The sequence below is a fragment of the Mesorhizobium sp. M0491 genome (genome assembly GCF_040321265.1).
Lineage (GTDB): Bacteria > Pseudomonadota > Alphaproteobacteria > Rhizobiales > Rhizobiaceae > Mesorhizobium.
In genome coordinates this window covers 111116-130205 of sequence record NZ_JAMYRE010000020.1, presented here as the reverse complement: position 1 = coordinate 130205, position 19090 = coordinate 111116, and the positions used below count along the sequence as shown (strand labels likewise).

Below are 19090 nucleotides of genomic sequence, written 5' to 3'. Positions count from 1 at the left end.
CGCAGCAGCGGAGCCGGTTTGCCAGCAAATACAGGTCCCGTGGGAGAACCCCACAGGCCGCGACCAGGTCCGGGCGGCGCAAACGCCTGTCCCGGACCCGGCTTGGGAGGTTATGACTTGACGGGCAGTCCGGTTGCCGCCGCGATCTGGCTTGCGGCATCGTCGAGTGCCGTCTTGGCGTCGGGGTAGCCGCCGGCCAGATACTTGGTCTGCACGGCGCGGACGATGATTTCGGCGTCGCTCTGGAACTGCGTGCCGCGGCTCGGAACAACCTTCGGCAAGGTGCCGAGAATGTCCTTCCACACCGCCTGGCCGCCCCAATAAGGCAGGCCTTGCGAGACATAGGGATCGTCGAGCGCCGAGATCAGGGACGGCACCAGGCCGAACTCCTTCAGCATCGTGATCTGGCCTTCATTGGTTCCGAGCGTGTATTTCAGATAGGCGTAGGCGGCCTCCTTGTTCTTCGACGCCGAGGTGATAGCCAGCGAGGAACCGCCGAGATTGGCGGCGCGCGGCCCGTCGGCGGTGAGGCTCGGCATCAGATAGACGCCCCATTTGCCGTTTTCACCGGCCGATTCCGTGCGGATGGTGCCTTCATACCAACCGCCATAGATCTGGGTGGCGACGGTGCCGGCAGTGTTGTTGGTGATCTTGGTGCTCCAGTCGGCCGATGAGATGATGCCGGCGTCCTTCATCTCCTTGACCTTGGTCATGGCGTCGACGCATTTGGGCTGGTTGACCGTGATCGATTGTCCGTCCTCGGAGAAGTAGGCGCAGCCCTGTTCGTTGGAGATCATGCGGAAGAATTCCGAGTCACCGTTGAAATCGGCATTGGTCATCGAGGCGCCTGGGTTGGAGGCCTGGATCTTCTTGCCGGCGGCGATGAAATCATCCCAGGTCTTGATCGAAGCCGGATCGACGCCGGCCTTTTCGTAGAAGTCGCGGCGATAAAAGACGGCCACCGGGCCGGAATCCCACGGCATTGCGTAGGCCTTGTCGCCCACTTCCAGCTCGGTGCGCTTGAAATCGGGGAACTTTTTCTGGTCGTCGGCTGTGTAGCCCAGCGTATGCAGGTCGACGAAGCAGTCGGGGAACTGGCTCCAGTAATTCTCGGCCTCACCGTTCTCGACGGTGACGATGTCGGGCAGCCCGACGCCGCCGGCGGCGCAGCCGGCGATCGACTTGTCGTAGGTTGGCTGGTTGCCGAGATCCTGGACCGTGACCTTGACGTCGGGAAATTGCTTGTTGAAGCCGGCAATGGTCGCCTTCAGCGATGAAGCCGCGACATTCCAGCTCCAGACGGTGATTTCGCCGGATTGCGCGAAGGCCGGGGCTGAGCCCAGGGCAAGCACGAGCGCGGCGCAGGTCATTGTGATGCGCATTGAAATCCTCCCATTTCATTTGCTCTCTCACTGTGAGCGTGGCTAGACTATGCAGTGGGCAAGGCCTGTCGCCGTCAAAGGGAATATGAAATTGGCGGAAAGTAAGATGCCTGAACGGCCGTTCTACCAGCCTGGGGCCAGCAGCGTGGAAGGCCTGCCGCTGCTCCTGCAGATGTTTCACACCAATCCGCTGGTGATGCTCAAGCCGCATTGGCACGCCCAGGTCGAGGTTAATTTCATCGTGCGCGGCAGCGTGCATTACCGGATGAACGACTACGAGATTTCGCTGTCAGCCGGCGAGATGTGCCTGTTCTGGGGTGGCCTGCCGCACCAGATGGACGATTTGTCCGACGACGCCATCTATGCCGGGGCGCATCTGCCGCTGGTGCATTTCTTCCGGCTGCACCTGCCCACTGACATAAGGCACCGGCTGATGACGGGCGCGACACTGGTGACATCAGCCACCGACCAGTCCGACAACCATAATTTCGAGCGCTGGAACCGCTACGCCCGGTCCGGCGACCAGGCCAAGGCCGAACATGCCGTCAACGAATTGCTGCTGCGGCTGGAGCGGGTGCGGTTCGAGCCCTACCGGCTGGTATCCGCAACTCCGACCGACCAGGAAACAGGCAGCCCCTTCGACCAGCAATCGTCGCGCAATGTCGGACGCATGTGCGATTTCATCGCCGAAAACTTCCTCTACGACATCGATTGCGTGAACATCGCGGCGGCCGCCGACATCCATCCCAAATATGCCATGAGCCTGTTCAAGAAATCCACCGGCATGACGCTCAACGAGTATGTGAATCTGTTGCGGCTGAGCTATGCGCAGGCGCTTTTGATGCATCAGGACGCCAATGTGCTGCGCGTCGCCATGGATTCAGGCTTCGGCTCGCTCAGCGCCTTCAACAAGTCGTTCCGCAAGCTCGCCGGCATGTCGCCCTCCGATTTTCGCCGCGGCGTGACCGGCGTCAGATAGGCGGCGGCGACCAGTGGCGCGTCTGAGCCGCAAATGCATTGGTGCGCCTCGATCGCCGGCTAAAGGCAGTGCCACGGCATGTCAGCCGGCAATAGCGGCACGGACAGGGATGGCGAAGGCCGCATCGTGCCATGCCGTGCCCGATTCCGGCCTGCAAGCGGCATGGAAACCGGGGCACCGCACGGCATCGCTTTTCCTGCCCGAAATCGCCCACTAGGCGCTGGACAGGCCGAATTCCCGTGCTATAACCCACGCGCTTTCAAGGGGCGCCCACGGCGCCTCGATGAAATCCGGTCAACGCGTTTTCGTTTGCCGGAACAGGCCCAGATAGCTCAGTTGGTAGAGCAGCGGACTGAAAATCCGCGTGTCGGTGGTTCGAATCCGCCTCTGGGCACCATCCCCCCTTCTCCCGGCACTCCCTTTCACCGAACCTTCTACGCTGCAGCTTCTGCAATCGCTTGGAATTGTTGGTCTTTTGCGGTCGCATTGCGCGGTTAAGCGGGACACGGAGGGCTTCAGGAGCATTTGGTCCAACGAGGCGGGGGGATGGTATTTCCGTTGGTATTCGACATCCTGATGGTATCGAAACAGCCAAGGGAGACCTGACGAATGCCCCTCTCCGACGTGAAATGTCGAAATGCCCGCCCTGCTTCCAAGCTTGTGAAATTATCTGATGGGGGCGGGCTGCAGCTATGGGTACAGCCCACGGGCTCTCGCCTCTGGCGGCTCGCCTACCGCTTTGACGGCAAGCAGAAACTGCTCGCGCTGGGCAGCTATCCCCTTATCTCTCTCGCCGAGGCACGGGAGGCGCGCGATGACGCTAAAAGGCTTCTGCTAGCTGGCGTCGACCCTGGAAAGGAACGCAGCTTGCGGAAGGCCGATTCGGCAAAGGACACCTTTCGCTCAATCGCGGACGAATATGTTGACAAACTAAAGAAGGAGGGACGTGCTGACCGGACGATCAGCAAGGTCAAATGGCTGCTCGACTTTGCCTATCCGATAATTGGCGACAAGTGCATTCGGGAGATCGACCCGGCCACCATCCTTACCGCCCTCCGCCGCGTGGAGGTTCGCGGTCGATACGAGTCGGCCAGGCGACTGCGCTCCACGATCGGCAGCGTGTTTCGATACGCAATCGCGACCGCACGCGCCGAGACAGATCCGACCTTCGCCCTCAGAGGCGCACTCATCAGTCCGACGGTAACGTCTCGCGCCGCGATTACCGATCCGAAGGCCTTGGGCGGTTTGCTGAGGGCGATCGATGCATTTGACGGACAGCCTACAACCCGGGCCGGTCTGATGCTGATAGCGCTGCTGTTTCCCCGCCCCGGGGAGCTTCGCGTCGCTGAATGGGAAGAGTTCGATTTTGAAAGCTCGGTGTGGACCATCCCTGAAGCACGCATGAAAATGCGACGGCCGCACCGCATACCCCTATCAAAGCAGGCGATCAGCGTCCTGACTTCACTCAGGGAAATTTCTGGTGGTGGATCGCTGCTGTTTCCTAGTGTTCGATCGGCTTCACGTCCGATTTCCGACAATACGCTAAACGCCGCACTGCGTCGTATGGGTTACGGCAAGGAAGAAGCTACCGCGCACGGCTTTCGAGCAACGGCATCAACTTTGCTGAACGAATGCGGCGAGTGGCATCCGGACGCGATAGAGCGGCAGCTGGCCCACATTGAGAACAACGACGTTCGGCGCGCCTATGCCCGGGCAGAGCACTGGGAGGAGCGCATCAACATGATGCAGTGGTGGGCCGATTATCTGGATGAACTTAAGAGCAAAAACCCGCGGGTGAACTCAACCGAGGGACGCCGCAAGCCTGCTGTCCATACGATAACGCGACCATCCACTTTGAACCCAACAGCGGCCGTTCATCAAAGGCCGATACAAATCTCCAACCGCCGGAAATCATACTGACCGTCGAAAAACGCCGAAACTCGTCGCCAAGTCGTAGGCCCGGAGGGGGCAACTTTCTTTCCAGGACACTATTAAGGTTACCGGATGATGACGGTTGGTTTGGGGCCGAAAGCGCAAGGTCCGTTTTCGGGATTCCTGGGTCAAATTAACCCCTCAGGCCTCGAGCTTTTCGCCGTCAAAACGGCTGTTGAGGGATTGGCAGGCTATACCGCTGACGAAGCGCACATGTGAAGACCCGAGGATAAGTAACGCGCTTGGTCACGCGGGCGCTGCTGGTACTCGCTATTCACGAAATTGCCGATCACCCTGACGAGGTCCACTAAGCAATGGTGAACGTCATTTCTGAAGTCGCAAGCAACTCGGCCGCCCTGCTCCATTGAGGTCAGCCATGCCTTCGCGGAGCCGGCGCAATCTCTGCTGGAGCCTGCATGCTTCTTCAGGCGCAAGCGCTGTGTCTCAGTGCGGCATGAATCCTTTTCTCAGCCAAGCCAATATCTTGCTCCCATTGAGAACCCTGCGGACACGCCCGGCGGCCCAGCCAGCCTGCATGGTGGCGCCGGTGTGGCAACTGCAGACAATCTCATGCAACTGCCAATCGGAGAGTTCGAAGAAGCGTCTGGCTTCCCCGTAGGTATCCGATTGCATGCCCGATGCACGCAGCAGTGGATCGTCAAAGGCGACACTGATCGCCGATCCGACCGCGCGCGCTTCTCCGCGGACAGAGGGATGCAGATGCTCAGTCCCGGTGAGAGCCACAAGGGAGCGCGTCGGATTTCGATAGAGCAGTTCCGCCCACCGCTCTATCCGTTGCGTCCTTGTAGCCAGCAGAGCCGGCGATAGTGGACTGATGTCCGCGACTGACTGGAGTTGATCGAGTGTCTGGTGCTTCATGACTGCCTCCTGTTGGCCGTCCAATCCCTAGGCCTTTGCTGCAGGATTGGCTCACACGCTAAGCCGCCTCGTAAAGGAGCGGCGGCCGATCAGGTGTTGCCACCAATCGCCCACAGGCACCACGCGGCGGCATCTGCAGCGACACCAACTGCATTCCTTCGCCAATGTTCCAGCGGGATGAAAAAAACTGTGCGGCCGGCCGACCCGACGGACCCGGCTGGCGCACGCAGGATCCTGAACTGCTGGACGATGATGACGCAGGCCTGGAAAGGCGGCTAGGTTGGACCTTGCTTTTCAGGCTTGACCATGATGTTTCACTACCCGCTCGGTCATCGCGGGAAGGCCAGGAGCAGAGCCGCTGGCAACGATGAGTTGCGGACGAGGGCGGGCGGTGGAGGACGACGCCCTTGGGCCGCCAGGTCACTGAAGGACAACCGAAGCGGCGCTTCGGGCGTAAAAGCGATGTCCTTGTAGGTCTGCAATGTCTGCTTATGGAGGAACGGCGGGCAAGGCCTCTTTGACCGGCATGGGGCGCATTGCTGACCGGCAGATTTGGGGCCGAAAGCGGAAGAAATTCGCCCGGGTGAGTGGTATACAGACATGAGCGTTCAACGGCTCGAATTTCCTGTCTGGGAGCCTCTGATGCAGCAGGTGACATTTGGAGACGAGACATGACCAAGATCAAAGGCAAGAATGATGGCCCGGGGGGCCGGAACGAACATTACGACATCGGCAATCGAAAAGATGTTCCTCGAAGAAGCGTCGTGGCCGAGATTAAGCGTGGCGAACACCAAGGCGCACACGTCGTGAAAATTAACGGCCGGGAATATGCGCGGGACAATCCTGATCATTCGAAGAAGGATAATGTTAATCGAGCAGAGTGATCACATTTCGCCTCTGCATTTGGGCGATGCAACCGTAAGCAGTGATAGTCTCCGATCAGGCGGCGGTGGCCGGCAAAGTTCCTGTGCTAGCTCGGTGTACCATATCGCAGCCGGTGCGGTGAGCCCGATACAAAAACAGTAAATGAGATCGAGAAGCTGTCGGGCGGCCTGCCGCCTACGACGAGGAGTACCGGCGCCTCGCAGCGATACAACGGGTCGCCAGCGATTTTCCGCATCGCGGCAATGTCGGAGCCACTGGTTTCCGCATCGCGGCAATGTCGGAGCCACTGGGTTCGGCGCTGCCCCCAGGATGCGAGTGCCACTCACCGACGTAATACTGGCCCTGCCCCCATCGATCGCGAAGTAAAGCATCGAGGCCCTTCCGGCCCCGTTTGAACCAGGCCCGGCCGAAACGGGAATCCTCGGGCATTGCCGTGACTTCAGTAATTCGAACAGAGCGCCCCCCGTCAAAGTATTCCCCAACAAGAATGCCGCCGGTTTCAACACTGCCGGCCCGACCGGCCAACCTCGTAACCTCAGACAGCAGAGGCAGCTCAAACACAGCGGACACGTCAGGAGCGATCGAGCTGTATTTGACCTTAGGAAACTCAGACATTGGTGGCAACCAGTTCGATCTGGCCGTCTTCGTGTTGACGATAGTAGCTCAACGTCCGGCTCGGACTCTCAATTGCTTTCCGGATAAATCGCGTGCCAAACGCGGCCCATAATCTCATGTCCTCGGCAGTGGCGGGAAAGATCGGGTGCCAACAGCCGATCCCTTCCATCGTCGACTCCGAGCGCGCTGGGCTTGGCGTCTCCATGCTCGCCATGCGTTCCACAGCGTCAAAGTAGGGAAAGCTTACTTCGGATGCAGTATAGGCCAGTAGTCCCTCGGCCCTCCACGTTATAGCCAAGCTGACAAAGATCTTCTCCGTACCCCAGTCGAAATCGGCCATTCGACGCAGAACATCATCCGCTCCGGTGCAGTCCACCACCACGTCGGCGGCTCGCAGAGTGGCGATCACAGACTCATCGCTGGGGGGAAAGTTCGTTGCATGCCCAACAGTACGACCATCAATCATCGACGAATTTAACGCGTCCGCCAGTGCGACAGCCTTGTTCCGGCCCACGGCCTCAAGCCCAAGTGCATGCCGGGTCAGGTTCCCGACCTCAAGCCTCTCCCCATCCAGGATGACCAAATCGCGGTTGCCCATCCGGAGCAAGTTTTCCGCGACCGCACCCCCAAGTGCTCCCGCCCCCAAAAGCGCGATCCTGGACGAACCAAGCTTTTCCGATGAGGGGCCACGCCTGCGGAGTTGATCGGACGTCCAGTTCATGGTCCTCATCCAATCGAGCCGGCCGTGGGATTGGGCCACCGCCCTGTCCAGCATACGACGATTGGCTTCGATCGGACGGAAGCCATTCATTTTAGAATGGCGGTGTTGAAGAGGCACGGAGCCGATAGCCATCCAATGCAATCGCGATGGCCCATCCCCAACCCGTTCTTCGACGGGAAACCCCAACAGCAAAGTTGCGCTTTCATTCTTGTGGGTACGTTTGCGAAGCTGGACCCCGGCGAAGTGCAAGATCTCGCCCAGGTCAAACCCCTGTTCAGCAATCAGTGCGTTCAATTCGCTCCAGGTTGTCGGCAAGCCCCACGGTCTGACGACAGGTATCTTGTCGAGTCTCAGCCATACGCCCATCTGAACCGATGCAGCCTGCCCGGCCCAGGCTCCCCAGGAAATAGTCTTCACAATCGTGCCGCCGCTATCCGAGAAAGTAACCGTCACCCTGTTGGCACGCGCATGGGGGATATCAATGAAGGAGACGCTTCCCCAGCGTTGCTCCATCTCCATCCAAGACTTGAAACCGGAAATCGCCTCGTCAAAGCCAATCACTGGATGCGAGAGGTTCTTGGACGACGGCGGGACTTCGAACGGATCCCCGACCTGCTTCAACTGGCCGGTCGCAGCGGCATCAATCCACATCAGCAACCGACTGAGATGCCAAATCACCTTCTCAACAATGTCCGAGGGTTCGCCCGTCCACCTGTCTCTGCCAAAGGTGGCTTCCGGCCGGTCAAGACAAAGTTTACCAGTGCGCCATGGGTCGCGGCCCTCCGGCTTGCCATTGTATAGCTGATGCGGAAATGTGACCGTGGGGCCACTCGATGCGCAAGGATAAATCTCGACGCGATTATCCCCGGGCACGAATGACACCACCACGCGCCATCCGGTGCGGGTTGCCATGAATTCTGTCGCCGGCTCGGACAATGTCGCATCAATGGCTAACCACCATCGGCCTGGCGCGACACTGCTCCAGTTGTTCCTGACCATGACGCGCTCCTCGTCCTCAAGCAGCGAGAGCACCTCCTGCAGTGCTGGCGGCACCGAGGGCGAGTTCAAGATCAAGCAAATCGCTGCGTTGTCTGCGGCTGGGCAGGCTTGGTCGGGGTATTGAAAACCGATGGCGCCCGGTCGCCGCCGCGGGGGCCAGGCAATGGAAACTTCGTGCCGAGCAGTGAGCGCCACAGCTCGGCCGATTCCTGGGCATCGTTACTGTCCAGTGCTGCGCGAGCGCGGGACGCCGCCTCGCTGGCAGCCTTATGGAAGGCCCGGAAATCTTCCAGCGGCAAGCGCTTCAGCACGTCGTGCTCAGGAACACCATGATCCGGCAGAACCGGTACTTGGCCGATCTGAGCCGCGTATTCCCAAGTATCGCGAATGCTCTCGAGGACCTGTACGACACCCATCGCCATCGACGTGGTGCCGTCATTGATGACGTGACCGATCATGTGTTCAAGCGGGTAGCCTTTGGGATACTTCGGAAACTCTTCGGTCCCCTCCTGCTTCATCCACTTCAAGGACCGCACGATTTTGACGTAATGGCCATTGCAGACACGGTTCTTGGCCGCCGTCCACTGGATCTGGGCCAGCGGATGGGTCCGGCCCCACTCTCCCACGTCGCGATCGGGCAGATACAGCGGATGCGGTCGCCACTCGCTTGGCGCCAGATCGTTGAGCACTGACGCAGCTTCACCCAATTCCGAGGGGCGCCATTGCCGGTTGAGACGCCATGACGGATCTTCTTCGACGCTGAGGTTAGTCAATACGGAATTGGACCGGTAGAGACTTTCCATCACTGCCCGGGATTCTGGATCCTTCGGCAAGGCGGTGATGACCAGATCCAGGTCCACATAGGACAGCTCGATGCCAAAAGAACGCCCCTGCCAGCGCCACTTACCCTCATAGTGGCGATCAAGGAAGGGCACGAACTTCTTCATGGCCTGCTCAGGCGTCGTGTTCTCGTAGTCAATATTGGTCACGACGACGATATCAACGTCCGGCCGCTTGTCACCGCTAGGCCGTATGGCCGTCGAACGACGGACGCTACCTTGCAGAAAAGTAGCCACGACCAGCCCTTTGAGATCTTGGTCCGCGTCCAACCGCGCCCGCAGGGTCGAGGCCCCGCCCTTCCAGTCTTCCTTCTGCCTGTCGGTCGGTCGGATCGACGCAAGAAACTCATTGAATTGAGGCTTCAGTTCCATATTCATCCAATCCGGAAGGAGGGGTGGTAGGTCTTGGACCCGGTGAAGTCGAACTCGTAAACCTTCACCGGGCCGATGGCGTCCCGATGCTGGCCGAGGAAGAATGAAAAGGCGTTTGGCGCCGAAACGAAGATGTGGGCCCTGGCGCCGCCGCGCAGGCTAAGCGCCACCAGGACGTCAGACACTTGGTCAGCCATTTCTGCTGCATGAGTGCCGCCTGCTACCGACCCTGGGCCAACCCCGTTTGCTGCGGCGAAATGCAGAATCTTGCCAACGTTGCCCAAGGAGGTGCTAACATAATCCTCGACGTCCGCCAGTGCGTCCCGTGAAAGACTGATTGCCACCGCAACATCTTTGCCCGCCTCGATATCCTGACAGGTGACCGTCATCGACGGCCCCGTGAGCTTGTCGTCCGAGCGCCAGACGGAGGTGCCGCGGCGCCCCTTCTGCATGACTTCGACACCAGTGCCGCTTTTCATACCCAAGAGCGAACCAGCCAGAAATGCAACGGAGGCGTGGGTATCGAGATGAAGCCGAATATCCTTGGTCGTCTGGCGCACGCGCTCAAGGAATGTTCGGACCTCAGGCATGATCGTCTCGGTCCAATCATTTCCCGGACGCAGCAGCCGTTCGTCGAAATGATCGAGCAGCGACAGATGATTTTCCGGAGCGGCCAGTAAATAATCGGTCGGGCCATCACCGAACGAGCGGATGGCGACATTCCGCCGGTCTTCGCCCGCACGAATCCAATCCTGTTCCTGGCAAAGCAGTTCGAAATCTTCTCGGGACAACTTGTTGCGCTGCGTCGCCTTCAAGGCTCGGGCCGCGCCATCGAACCTGAATTCCAGCGTGTTTCCACCGGCCTTCAGCCCGACGCCACGGAAGTGAAAATTGACTTCATCGCGCATCTCTTCGAGCGACCTATGGCCCTCAACGATGTGGAATGTGTCCACAATCGTCTTGAGCTCTTCGTCGCTCGACAGCTTCAGGTGCTCGCGCCAGCATTTTCTGATCTTACCGGTCCAGCTGCGATCGGTCGTTCCGTCGAATAAAATTTCCACGTTGATCGAGCGGTCTTTCGACGTAATCAACTTCCGGAGGTCATCATCATCGCGAATGCGGTCGGTTGTCACGAGAGTGAACGTGGAATTCGTTGGCGCCTTCTCGACCGCCTCCTTGAGGCGCTCAAGGATTGAAAAGCGCGTCGCATGGATAAAGTCCGGGTTCGTCAGCTCCTTGTAACCGAACCGCCCTTCCTGGCTGACGTGGAATTTGACTTGGTGGTGGGCAACCTCGACCGCAAAAGAACGGCGGCCCGATTTCCCTGGGCTATAGCGCACCACCACATCGTCAAACCCTTTCGGACCATCGGCCTCGTATGAGACCTCGACAACAAAGTGTTGTTCCGGGTCACGAAGCCCCGACGCGTGAATCCAGAAGTATCGCGCCTGGTAGTCGTGCCCGTCCCAATTTGCGATGACTGCGTCAGCCACAGCTCCCCCACAGTATCCTCCAATCGATCCATTTCACACCAGCCCTCCTTGGTGGACGGGTCTTACTACCGGCCGCAGCCAATGGATTGGAATGCAATGATGTCGATTGCCCCGCGGTGATTTACCGCTCATTAACCGCATCTAGGTTGCAGAAACGATCGCTTCAAGGGTCGAACGAAAAAAGAACAGAGCGCGCCTCTCACCAATTCCGGATGATCAATCTAGGCTACATCAGCAGGTCCCAGCCTTTCCGAGCTATGATGAAACTCGGAAAACTACTTACATCGTGGCAGGGGCCGAATGGCAGCTTTTGGGCCGTTGCCAAGGGGGCCGAACGACCGGAATGAGGCGCATTGCTGCTCGACAGCATAGGGGCGGACAGCAGGCGGACCGCTTTCAGGTTTACGGAGCGCGAAGCGAGCGTTCAGGCTGAAAACGAAAAGGTCTCAAAACTGGCTCAAACATGACATTTTGCCGATTTGTCCATGAGAAATGCGCGATAACATCACATCGCACAATGTGAACTAATGAGCGAAGCTGTCCTAGTCGACCCACCGTCACACGGGCAACTGTCAGCCGAATACAAGCTCCGGCACAACCGCTTCCCAGACGTCTCGGTGAAGGTGCACCCGGAACTCTTCCTGATTGTCGGACTTGCGCCAGCGCACGATGGCACCGACCTCGCCGCGCAGAAAGCTGAGGCCTTCGGGAGGCGACCAGCTTCTGGCCATGCGTCCGAGGGCCTGCCCGTGCTTGTCCTGTATCGCCCAGAGCGGGCCATGGCGCACGATCTGAATCGGATCTCCTGCTTTCGCCGCCGAGATGGCGGCGAGGGAGGGATGGCCCGACCTGAGACGCCCCGCCCATGACAGGTCCACGGTCTTGAGGTTCGGCACCTGGTACAGCGCGGTCGGAAGAGCCGCGCCGTCGGCGACAGCCGGCGCGGCTCGGCGCAGCACATGCTCTTTGTCCTGCTGGACGAACGGATGCTGCGCTTGAGTAATGATCGCGAGGCTGCGTCGCGCTCGGGTCATGGCGACATAGAACAGGCGGCGCGGCGCATCGGGGTCCTCGCCTTTGGAAGGCTTGTCCCAACCGCCATTCAGGATGACGACATCCTCGAAATCCAGACCTTTCGATCGATGCGCCGTCAGCAGCAGCAGCGCGCGCTGATCGCTGTGGGCATCATTGGCCCACTCAGCGAACCACTCGACAAGGTCCGGCACGGGCATGGTCTTGTTCGCAAGCTCCTTCGCAAGAGCGGCGATGCCTTCGGCGATCAGATCCGTCCAGCGATTGGACGGTATCGCGTTCAGCATATCCATCAGATCACGGACGGCCAGCAGACGCGTATTTTCGCGGCGCAGTGTGTCAATGAACTGCTGCATCTCGCGCAAGCGCCAGATGCCGGGCAGGCTCTCGTTTGCCATCTCCACCGGGATACCAAGCGTTTCGGCATAGGCCCGCACCGAAGCCAGCCGCCGCCAGTCGCGCGCGATGATCGCGGCGCGCGACCAGCTCCACTCCGGATCAAGACGCGAAAGCCGGACGAGTTCATCCACTGCGGCCGTCGCCTGCGCCACGTCACCGGCTCGGCAGTCCAGCACCTGCACTCGCCCTTGCGCAACCGGATCGAGCGCCGCCATGTCTCCGCCGGGCGGCGCCTTGCTGCGCCTGCGATCTATGGCAATGTCGTGTCCCGCCTTCATACGGTCAGCGGCGGGCGCAATCACCGCGTTGGCCGCCGCAATGATATGTCCGGTCGAGCGGTAATTCTCGATCAGGAACTGCGGTCGTGCACGATAGTCGGCCTCGAACTGCCGGATGAAGCGGATGGACGCCCCGGCGAAGGCGTAGATGTTCTGATCGTCATCGCCCACCACAAAAAGGCTGAGCTGAAGGTCCGGATCGTCCAGTGAGCGGCCCGCAATGGCCGAGATCAGCGCGTATTCCTCAGGGCCGATGTCCTGATACTCGTCCACCAGAATCCAGCGATGACCTTGGATCAGGGTGTCGCGTTGTGCCTCCGCCTCGGGCTTGCTGAGCCCTTCGCCGTTCAACAGGCGCACGGCTTCCATGACGATCCCATCGAAGTCGTGCATCGTCTCGTTCGCAGTTCCGGCAAAGCTCGCTCCCACCAGCCGCATCGCGAGGGCGTGGCATGTGGATATGGTCACTGCATTCGCGTCATCGCCGATCAGGTGGCGCAGCCGGATGCGTATCTCCGCGGCGGCATGACGGTTGTAAGTCAGAACAAGGATGCCGCGCGGATCCTCGCGACGGACCCGGATCAGATAGGCGATGCGGTGCACCAGAACGCGCGTCTTGCCCGAACCCGGTCCTGCCAGGACCAGGACGCTGGTCTGTTCGCGGTCGTCGGCAACGATCTCTTGCTGAACTGGGTTCTTCAGTGCCTCAACGATCGCTTTCCAGGAGGTGCCGGTGGTTTGACGCCGGATCTCGCCGCCCTTGCCGGGCATCCAGCGGCGCAGGAAGGCGTCGCGTTCCAGCACGAAGTAGTCCTCGGACAGCCGCAGCGCCTGATCCATCGCGGCAAGGCCCTTTTCGGCATAGGCCGCCATCACATGGGTCTGGATCGTCTGCTCGGCGTAGTGTTCTTCGAGGGGTACAAAATCCTTCACGGTGAACAGGCCGCCCGAAGGGTTCAGATGGACCGTCATCGCCTGCCGGAAGATCGTCAGCCCCTTGCCCAGAGTCACCACCTCCTGCTCGTGCAGCCACAGAAGTGCGCGGTCCATCAGCTTGGTCATGTCCTGAATGCCGCTGCCGCGCAGCAGGGCGTCTCCGGTCAGGGTGGCGAGCAGATCGCCCATTGTGGTTTCGACCTGGATGTCCTTACCGCGGCTGCCCTTCGGCAGCTTGCCCAGAAGATGCCCCAGCAACAGTTCTGCGCCCTGCCGCCGCAGGCTTGCCGTCTGTTCCAGTGCCTGCCAGGTCCGTTGCAGCGTCACCATCAATGTGTTGCGCGAAGCCTTGCGCAGCCGCAGATTGCCCTTGCCACCATCCTGATCGCGCCCGTCACGACCCATGCTGCGCAGCAGCTTTTCCACGATGTCGGGTCGCACCGCGCTGTGCCCCTGATTGCGGAGCGCCTGACAGGTTTCGGCCAGATGCAGGGGAATGCCTCCGGCACCTTCGGCATCGGGGGCGGCCTCGCGCATCAGGGTGGTCAGCGCGGTTTCAAGCCGTGTGGCCTGCGCCAGCCGCTGCTGCGAATGACCCTCGACGGCGACATGGACAAAGACCGTGACCACGACGTCGTTGCGGGCGATCCCGAGCGCCTCGAGATCGGCCATCGCCTTGTTCAGCATACCCCCTGTCAATCCGCTGATCCCGGCAAGTTCATCGGTGGAAATGCCCTGATCGGGGGACGCGTTCATCAGGTGGCGGGTGATATCCAGAAGCTCCTTCCGACGGGTGCCGGTGATCGCGGCCCTGGCCAGGATCGCTTCGACTTCTTCCAGGTTGCGGATCCTGAGGGATGAGGGGAAGACCTGAACCCGGTTCTCCTCGCGGCGCAGCAGCTTGGCCTCTTCCAGCCAGGACACCGCAGTCTTCACCCTGGTATCGTCGGTGGTGCTGTCGCGCTCGAACTCCTGATCGCGTTCGGCTCGCACGACCTCGCCCGAGGTGGCGACCACGGTGCCGGTCTTCTTCGTCCGCTCGTCCAGCCGCCGCAGGGCCTTGACGATCGCGCCGATTTCATGTCGAGCCAGGCGCGAGCGGGCCGAAAGCGAGAACTGCCGCTCCACATCCTCAGCGGCGAAGAGCAGCACGCAATTGGCATGGGCGCGATCGCGGCCCGCCCGCCCGGCTTCCTGCAAGTAGTTCTCCAATGAGCCCGGAACGTCGCCATGCACCACCAGCCGGATATCGGGCTTGTCGATCCCCATGCCGAAAGCGTTGGTCGCGGCAATGATCCGCAGGTCGCCTATGCGGAAACGCTCCTGAATGTCGCGCTTCTCCTCGGGCGTCAGACCGGCGTGGAACCGTTCCGCTGACAAACCCTGCTGTTTGAGGAAATCGGCAACGCGTTGCGTCTCGCTGCGGGTGGCGCAGTAGACCACCGCACCCGAAGCGCCGTCCTGTGGCAGCCTGGCCTCGATCACGTCGAGGATATCGGCTAGCTTGGTGCCGCGCTGCGTCGGCCGGACCTCGAAGCTGAGATTGGTGCGCACCGCGCCGCCGTCCAGCAGCATCAGTTCGCGCTCCAGACGTGACTGGAAATGGTCGCGGATGTCGCGCACCACTTCGGGCTTGGCGGTGGCGGTCAGACAAAGCACTGGGGCAGCAGCTTCATCCCCTACGGATTCCTTGATGAAGCGGCTGACATAGCGGTAGTCGGGCCGGAAATCGTGGCCCCATTTCGACACGCAATGGGCCTCGTCCAGCACCCAGAGTCCGATTTCACGCTGTGCCAGAACCGAGCGGACCGAGTTGCTGCGCAATTGCTCGGGCGAGATCAGCAGCATTGCCGCCTCGCCCATACGCACACGGTCCAGCGCATCCTGCCGCTCGGGCATCGACAGCATTCCGTTGACGGTGACGGCCGAGGAAATGCCCGCCCGCGCCATGCCCTGCACCTGATCGGCCATCAGCGCGACCAGCGGAGAGATCACCACTGTCAGCGCCCCAGTCTTGTCGAATTTCGACAGGGCGGGGATCTGGTAACAGACCGATTTGCCGGTGCCGGTCGGCAGGATGCCGAGGATGCTTGCCCCGCGCATCGCCTCATCGACGATCCGCTCTTGGAGGGGGCGGCCCGTATCGTCGACCGGCTGCGCGCGGAAGGCATCAAACCCGAACCAGCGCGACAGTGCGCGGATCGGGTCGTTCTTCTCTCTGCACCAGGCGCAATCCGGGCTTCCGCAGTCGGTATCGCGCAGATGCCGCACGATCAGTGCCGCCTCGCGGAACTGCGCCCGCACCCAGGGCGGCATGACGGAATCCCCGCCCGCAACCAGGATCCAGGACAAAGCATAGGCCATAGGCCATCCGAGTTGCGGGCTGGAAAGGCGGTTCAGCGTCTGCTCGACCCGCCTCTCGCAGGCGCGCCCCGCCAGTAGCCGGGAAATCGCTTGCCTTGCCGTAGATGGTTCGGGCGCAGGAGCCCCCCGAATCTCCTGGAAGACCGCGTCGAACCCGCCTGGGTTTTCCATCCTCGTGGTGACGAAATGAAAGGCCGCCACTGCATCGGGCTGGTCGGCGTTCTGTTGCGTCAAAGCTGCTAACTGATTGCGTAGCACCTGGAACACTAGCCGCGCATCCATTTCCGGGTCGTTGACATGGCCCGCTTGTAAGCGACCGTCGTGGTAGTGCTTGACCAGGTGGTGGTAGGGGTTGCGCGGAAACGCGAGAGGGTTGAGCCACAAGGTATCGATCGGCGATCGAAAAAGATTAGCCAACCGAGGCCGCGCCGCGACCAGATGAGGCAAGTCATGTCGAATGATGTTGTGGCCGAGCAGATGCTCGGCCTCGGCTGATTCTGCTCCCAGACGGTCAAGGGCCGCCACGAGATCGCGTTTCTTTGCCAGGATTGCGGGACGAGCGTCATCGCGCACCGCCGCAAAAGCGAAGATGGTGGCGGTTGCAGGATCCACTTCCAGATCGACCGAAACGCAACGCTGCAGAAAGGGTTGGAAAGGCTCAGTCATACTGCAACGCTGTACTCACGGGATGAAACGGTCAGCGATCATGGTCGCGCGCTCGACGAAAGGTCAATGTCGCCGGCCGCCGAAGGTGGATCCAGTAGATGTACGGTAGAGCACCTCATTGCCAGATGTGATGGGGGAAGGATACACCGGAGAACGTCGTCGCGGCATGTTGGCTCTGCAACAGTCGACGGAACCGGCGGAAGACTGCGATTAGCTCAGAGGCCTATCTGACGTTCGTCCGGCAACGGCTTGCGAAGGGGAAGTGGTTCTAGCCGCGACGGTCACCACCGCGTCAAACGACCTCGGCGCTAACAATGTCGGCTCCTGGAATACTTTATCAGCTTTTCCAATGACCAGTATGCGGCGCCTTCCTGTCCGGCAGCTGTGGGGCCGATTCCAGACGGTCTGCTCTTGGATCATTGCTGGAGGATAGCTGTCGTTGAGCGTAACCTGGTTTCAACGGCGACTTCCAACCCCCGAAGCGGTCGTTCACTAGCTCGCATTAGCGACTGACTAAAATCTCGTCGTAGTTCTAAATCGCGATTCGAGATTTCAACTGTACTTCGCGACAGGTTCAAGCGCGGCGGCACCCTTGGAGCTCGCCCCGCGAGTAAATTGTTCCAGCCGGCGGTTTAAGCGGCTATGGTACTGACATCGCCAACAATCAGCATCTGCAGAGACCTCCGAGGCCGTACTTGATCCAACAGCGTGCAGCACTTGTCATTGGAAATGCCAACTATACCGGCCAGAACACAAAGAAGCTCAGAAACCCCGTCAATGACGCGACGGCGATCGCGAGGAAGTTAAAAAAATACGGGTTTGGTCTAACATCGGTTTCTGATGGCTCATTTGTCCAAATGCGCACCGCGCTGAGCACATTCCAAGGCACGATACAGCCGGGCGGCGTAGCTCTGGTCTTCTTTGCAGGTCACGGCATCCAGATTGACGGCGAGAACTTCCTTTTCGCCTGTGATACGGATGCAGGAGGTGAAAACCAGGCGAAATATTCGTCCCTTTCGCTCAACCAAGTCATCGATGTCCTCGACCGATCGAAGGCGGACACGAAGATCATCATTCTCGATGCGTGTCGTGAAAACCCGTTCGAGGCTGCGTGGCATCGATCGGGCGCAAATCGAGGGCTTGCCTCAGTTTTCGCTCCGCGCGGGACGATCATTGCCTATGCGACGTCGCCGGGTCATATAGCGGCCGATGGGTTGTCCAGCAATGGCGTGTATACCGGCGCGCTGCTGCAACATATTGACGTGCCGGATACTCCGATCGAGACTGTCTTCAAGCGCGTGCGCAACACCGTCGCCGCCGATACCAACGGGAAGCAAATTACCTGGGAACACACTTCCTTGGCCGGGGATTTCTATTTCAACACGAGCGCCATGAGCTTCGTAACCACCTATGCGTCGTCATCACTCGCGGACAGCCTTTTCGTGCTCGATCCAGGCAAAACCTCACACCAAATCATCCGAGGCCTGAAGAGCGTGGACTGGTACACGCAAAACCCTGCGATGGACCGTCTGACGCCGACCTTCGCGAACACGGTCAAGGACGAGACGCTCTTCGTCTTGGGCCGCAACATCTATCAGGCTGCGCATGGCGGCGCCCGATCGGCAGAAGCCTATATCCGGAATTTCTTAGGCAAGACTAGCGGGATGAAGCCTGAAAAAATCCGTCCGCTGCTCGATGGCATCCTTTACGAGATTTTCTTCGACTCGAGAGGTGAACTCCGTGAAGCCATTAAAGGCAATATGTTCAGCGATGCGTTCGAGCTAGAGAAATTCCCGCAGTTCAAGGACAGCTTCGAGTTCATCGCCGAAACCCTGATCGGAGCGCACGGTGATTTCTACAGGGTGCCTGGCAAAGGCCATATGCTATCCGCGTCGGTCGTCACGAAGGCCGAGAAGCGCGGCCGTCTGGTCACGGGCGTGTTCGTCGACACGGTGAACGTCTTTAGCCTGAGCGATCCTGAATATGCAGTGGAGGAAGGCGAACCGACGCCGGCGCGAAGCGTAAGCCAAGACGCTTTCGAGGAGGAACTCGCAAAGGAGCTGATCGTCCCGAAGGGATTGCTGCAGGTGAGATACACACCGGCGCTTCAACCCATCGATCCAATCCGGTATCCCTATGGCTGGGGCGTCTCAAAAAAATAGCCTGAGGAGCTGTGAAATCGTGTCAGCGAGCGCAGAACCCCAGTCCCGACAACTATGTCAGCAAACCACCCCGCGCTGGCCGTTGGCGTCGATCTGACCGATCGGCGCGAGGATGTGGATTTCCCGAGGCAGATTTGGGCCGGAAGCCGCCAGTCTG

Annotated in this window: 11 protein-coding genes and 1 tRNA gene; 5 read left to right on the top strand and 7 right to left on the bottom strand. The window is 60.1% G+C overall.

Going from position 1 to position 19090, the window contains the following annotated elements; all coding sequences use genetic code 11:
* Window positions 1–110: 110 nt before the first annotated feature.
* Window positions 111–1382 carry an extracellular solute-binding protein gene (locus tag NKI69_RS24520; protein ID WP_352722674.1) on the bottom strand — a complete coding sequence of 424 codons (1272 nt, stop codon included), beginning with the start codon at window positions 1380–1382 and terminating at the stop codon, window positions 111–113.
* 85 nt (window positions 1383–1467) lie between these two features.
* On the opposite strand from NKI69_RS24520, the gene NKI69_RS24515 reads away from it, so the two are divergent.
* From NKI69_RS24515 to NKI69_RS24505, 3 genes are all read left to right on the top strand, one after another.
* Window positions 1468–2361, top strand: a complete 894-nt coding sequence (locus tag NKI69_RS24515) for a helix-turn-helix domain-containing protein (protein WP_352441093.1) — start codon at window positions 1468–1470, stop codon at window positions 2359–2361.
* A 321-nt stretch (window positions 2362–2682) separates the two neighbouring features.
* A tRNA-Phe gene (locus NKI69_RS24510) sits at window positions 2683–2758 on the top strand.
* Between the two features lie 212 nt (window positions 2759–2970).
* Entirely contained in the window at window positions 2971–4281 is a 1311-nt protein-coding gene (locus tag NKI69_RS24505) for a tyrosine-type recombinase/integrase (protein WP_031204573.1), read from the top strand.
* Between the two features lie 456 nt (window positions 4282–4737).
* Here NKI69_RS24505 and NKI69_RS24500 read toward each other — a convergent pair whose 3' ends face one another.
* Window positions 4738–5172, bottom strand: a complete 435-nt coding sequence (locus NKI69_RS24500) for a hypothetical protein (RefSeq protein ID WP_023671095.1) — start codon at window positions 5170–5172, stop codon at window positions 4738–4740.
* Window positions 5173–5843: 671 nt separating this feature from the next.
* Here NKI69_RS24500 and NKI69_RS24495 point away from each other — a divergent pair.
* A complete protein-coding gene (locus tag NKI69_RS24495; RefSeq protein ID WP_084634073.1) occupies window positions 5844–6056 on the top strand; it encodes a DUF3892 domain-containing protein in 213 nt (70 codons plus the stop codon).
* Window positions 6057–6231: 175 nt separating this feature from the next.
* Here NKI69_RS24495 and NKI69_RS24490 read toward each other — a convergent pair whose 3' ends face one another.
* From NKI69_RS24490 to NKI69_RS24470, 5 genes are all read right to left on the bottom strand, one after another.
* Window positions 6232–6672, bottom strand: coding sequence for a Mov34/MPN/PAD-1 family protein (locus NKI69_RS24490; RefSeq protein WP_352722673.1), 441 nt, complete (start codon window positions 6670–6672; stop codon window positions 6232–6234).
* Window positions 6665–8392: a ThiF family adenylyltransferase gene (locus NKI69_RS24485; protein ID WP_352722672.1), complete on the bottom strand. Its 1728-nt coding sequence runs from the start codon at window positions 8390–8392 to the stop codon at window positions 6665–6667. Before NKI69_RS24485 ends, NKI69_RS24490 begins: the two co-directional genes overlap by 8 nt.
* A gap of 71 nt (window positions 8393–8463) precedes the next feature.
* On the bottom strand, window positions 8464–9603 hold the full coding sequence (locus NKI69_RS24480) for an SMODS domain-containing nucleotidyltransferase (protein WP_031204500.1): 1140 nt from the start codon (window positions 9601–9603) through the stop codon (window positions 8464–8466).
* Window positions 9604–9605: 2 nt separating this feature from the next.
* On the bottom strand, window positions 9606–11096 hold the full coding sequence (locus NKI69_RS24475; RefSeq protein ID WP_023685872.1) for an SAVED domain-containing protein: 1491 nt from the start codon (window positions 11094–11096) through the stop codon (window positions 9606–9608).
* A gap of 572 nt (window positions 11097–11668) precedes the next feature.
* Entirely contained in the window at window positions 11669–16771 is a 5103-nt protein-coding gene (locus NKI69_RS24470; protein ID WP_352722671.1) for a RecQ family ATP-dependent DNA helicase, read from the bottom strand.
* 695 nt (window positions 16772–17466) lie between these two features.
* Between NKI69_RS24470 and NKI69_RS24465 the strand changes: the two genes are divergently transcribed.
* Window positions 17467–18933 carry a caspase family protein gene (locus NKI69_RS24465; RefSeq protein WP_031204498.1) on the top strand — a complete coding sequence of 489 codons (1467 nt, stop codon included), beginning with the start codon at window positions 17467–17469 and terminating at the stop codon, window positions 18931–18933.
* Window positions 18934–19090: the final 157 nt, after the last annotated feature.

Bases quoted from the DNA above. Each gene is read 5' to 3' on its own strand.
- NKI69_RS24520 (WP_352722674.1), bottom strand. From the start codon at position 1,382: ATGCGCATCACAATGACCTGCGCCGCGCTCGTGCTTGCCCTGGGCTCA.
- NKI69_RS24515 (WP_352441093.1), top strand. From the start codon at position 1,468: ATGAAATTGGCGGAAAGTAAGATGCCTGAACGGCCGTTCTACCAGCCT.
- NKI69_RS24505 (WP_031204573.1), top strand. From the start codon at position 2,971: ATGCCCCTCTCCGACGTGAAATGTCGAAATGCCCGCCCTGCTTCCAAG.
- NKI69_RS24500 (WP_023671095.1), bottom strand. From the start codon at position 5,172: ATGAAGCACCAGACACTCGATCAACTCCAGTCAGTCGCGGACATCAGT.
- NKI69_RS24495 (WP_084634073.1), top strand. From the start codon at position 5,844: ATGACCAAGATCAAAGGCAAGAATGATGGCCCGGGGGGCCGGAACGAA.
- NKI69_RS24490 (WP_352722673.1), bottom strand. From the start codon at position 6,672: ATGTCTGAGTTTCCTAAGGTCAAATACAGCTCGATCGCTCCTGACGTG.
- NKI69_RS24485 (WP_352722672.1), bottom strand. From the start codon at position 8,392: ATGGTCAGGAACAACTGGAGCAGTGTCGCGCCAGGCCGATGGTGGTTA.
- NKI69_RS24480 (WP_031204500.1), bottom strand. From the start codon at position 9,603: ATGGAACTGAAGCCTCAATTCAATGAGTTTCTTGCGTCGATCCGACCG.
- NKI69_RS24470 (WP_352722671.1), bottom strand. From the start codon at position 16,771: ATGACTGAGCCTTTCCAACCCTTTCTGCAGCGTTGCGTTTCGGTCGAT.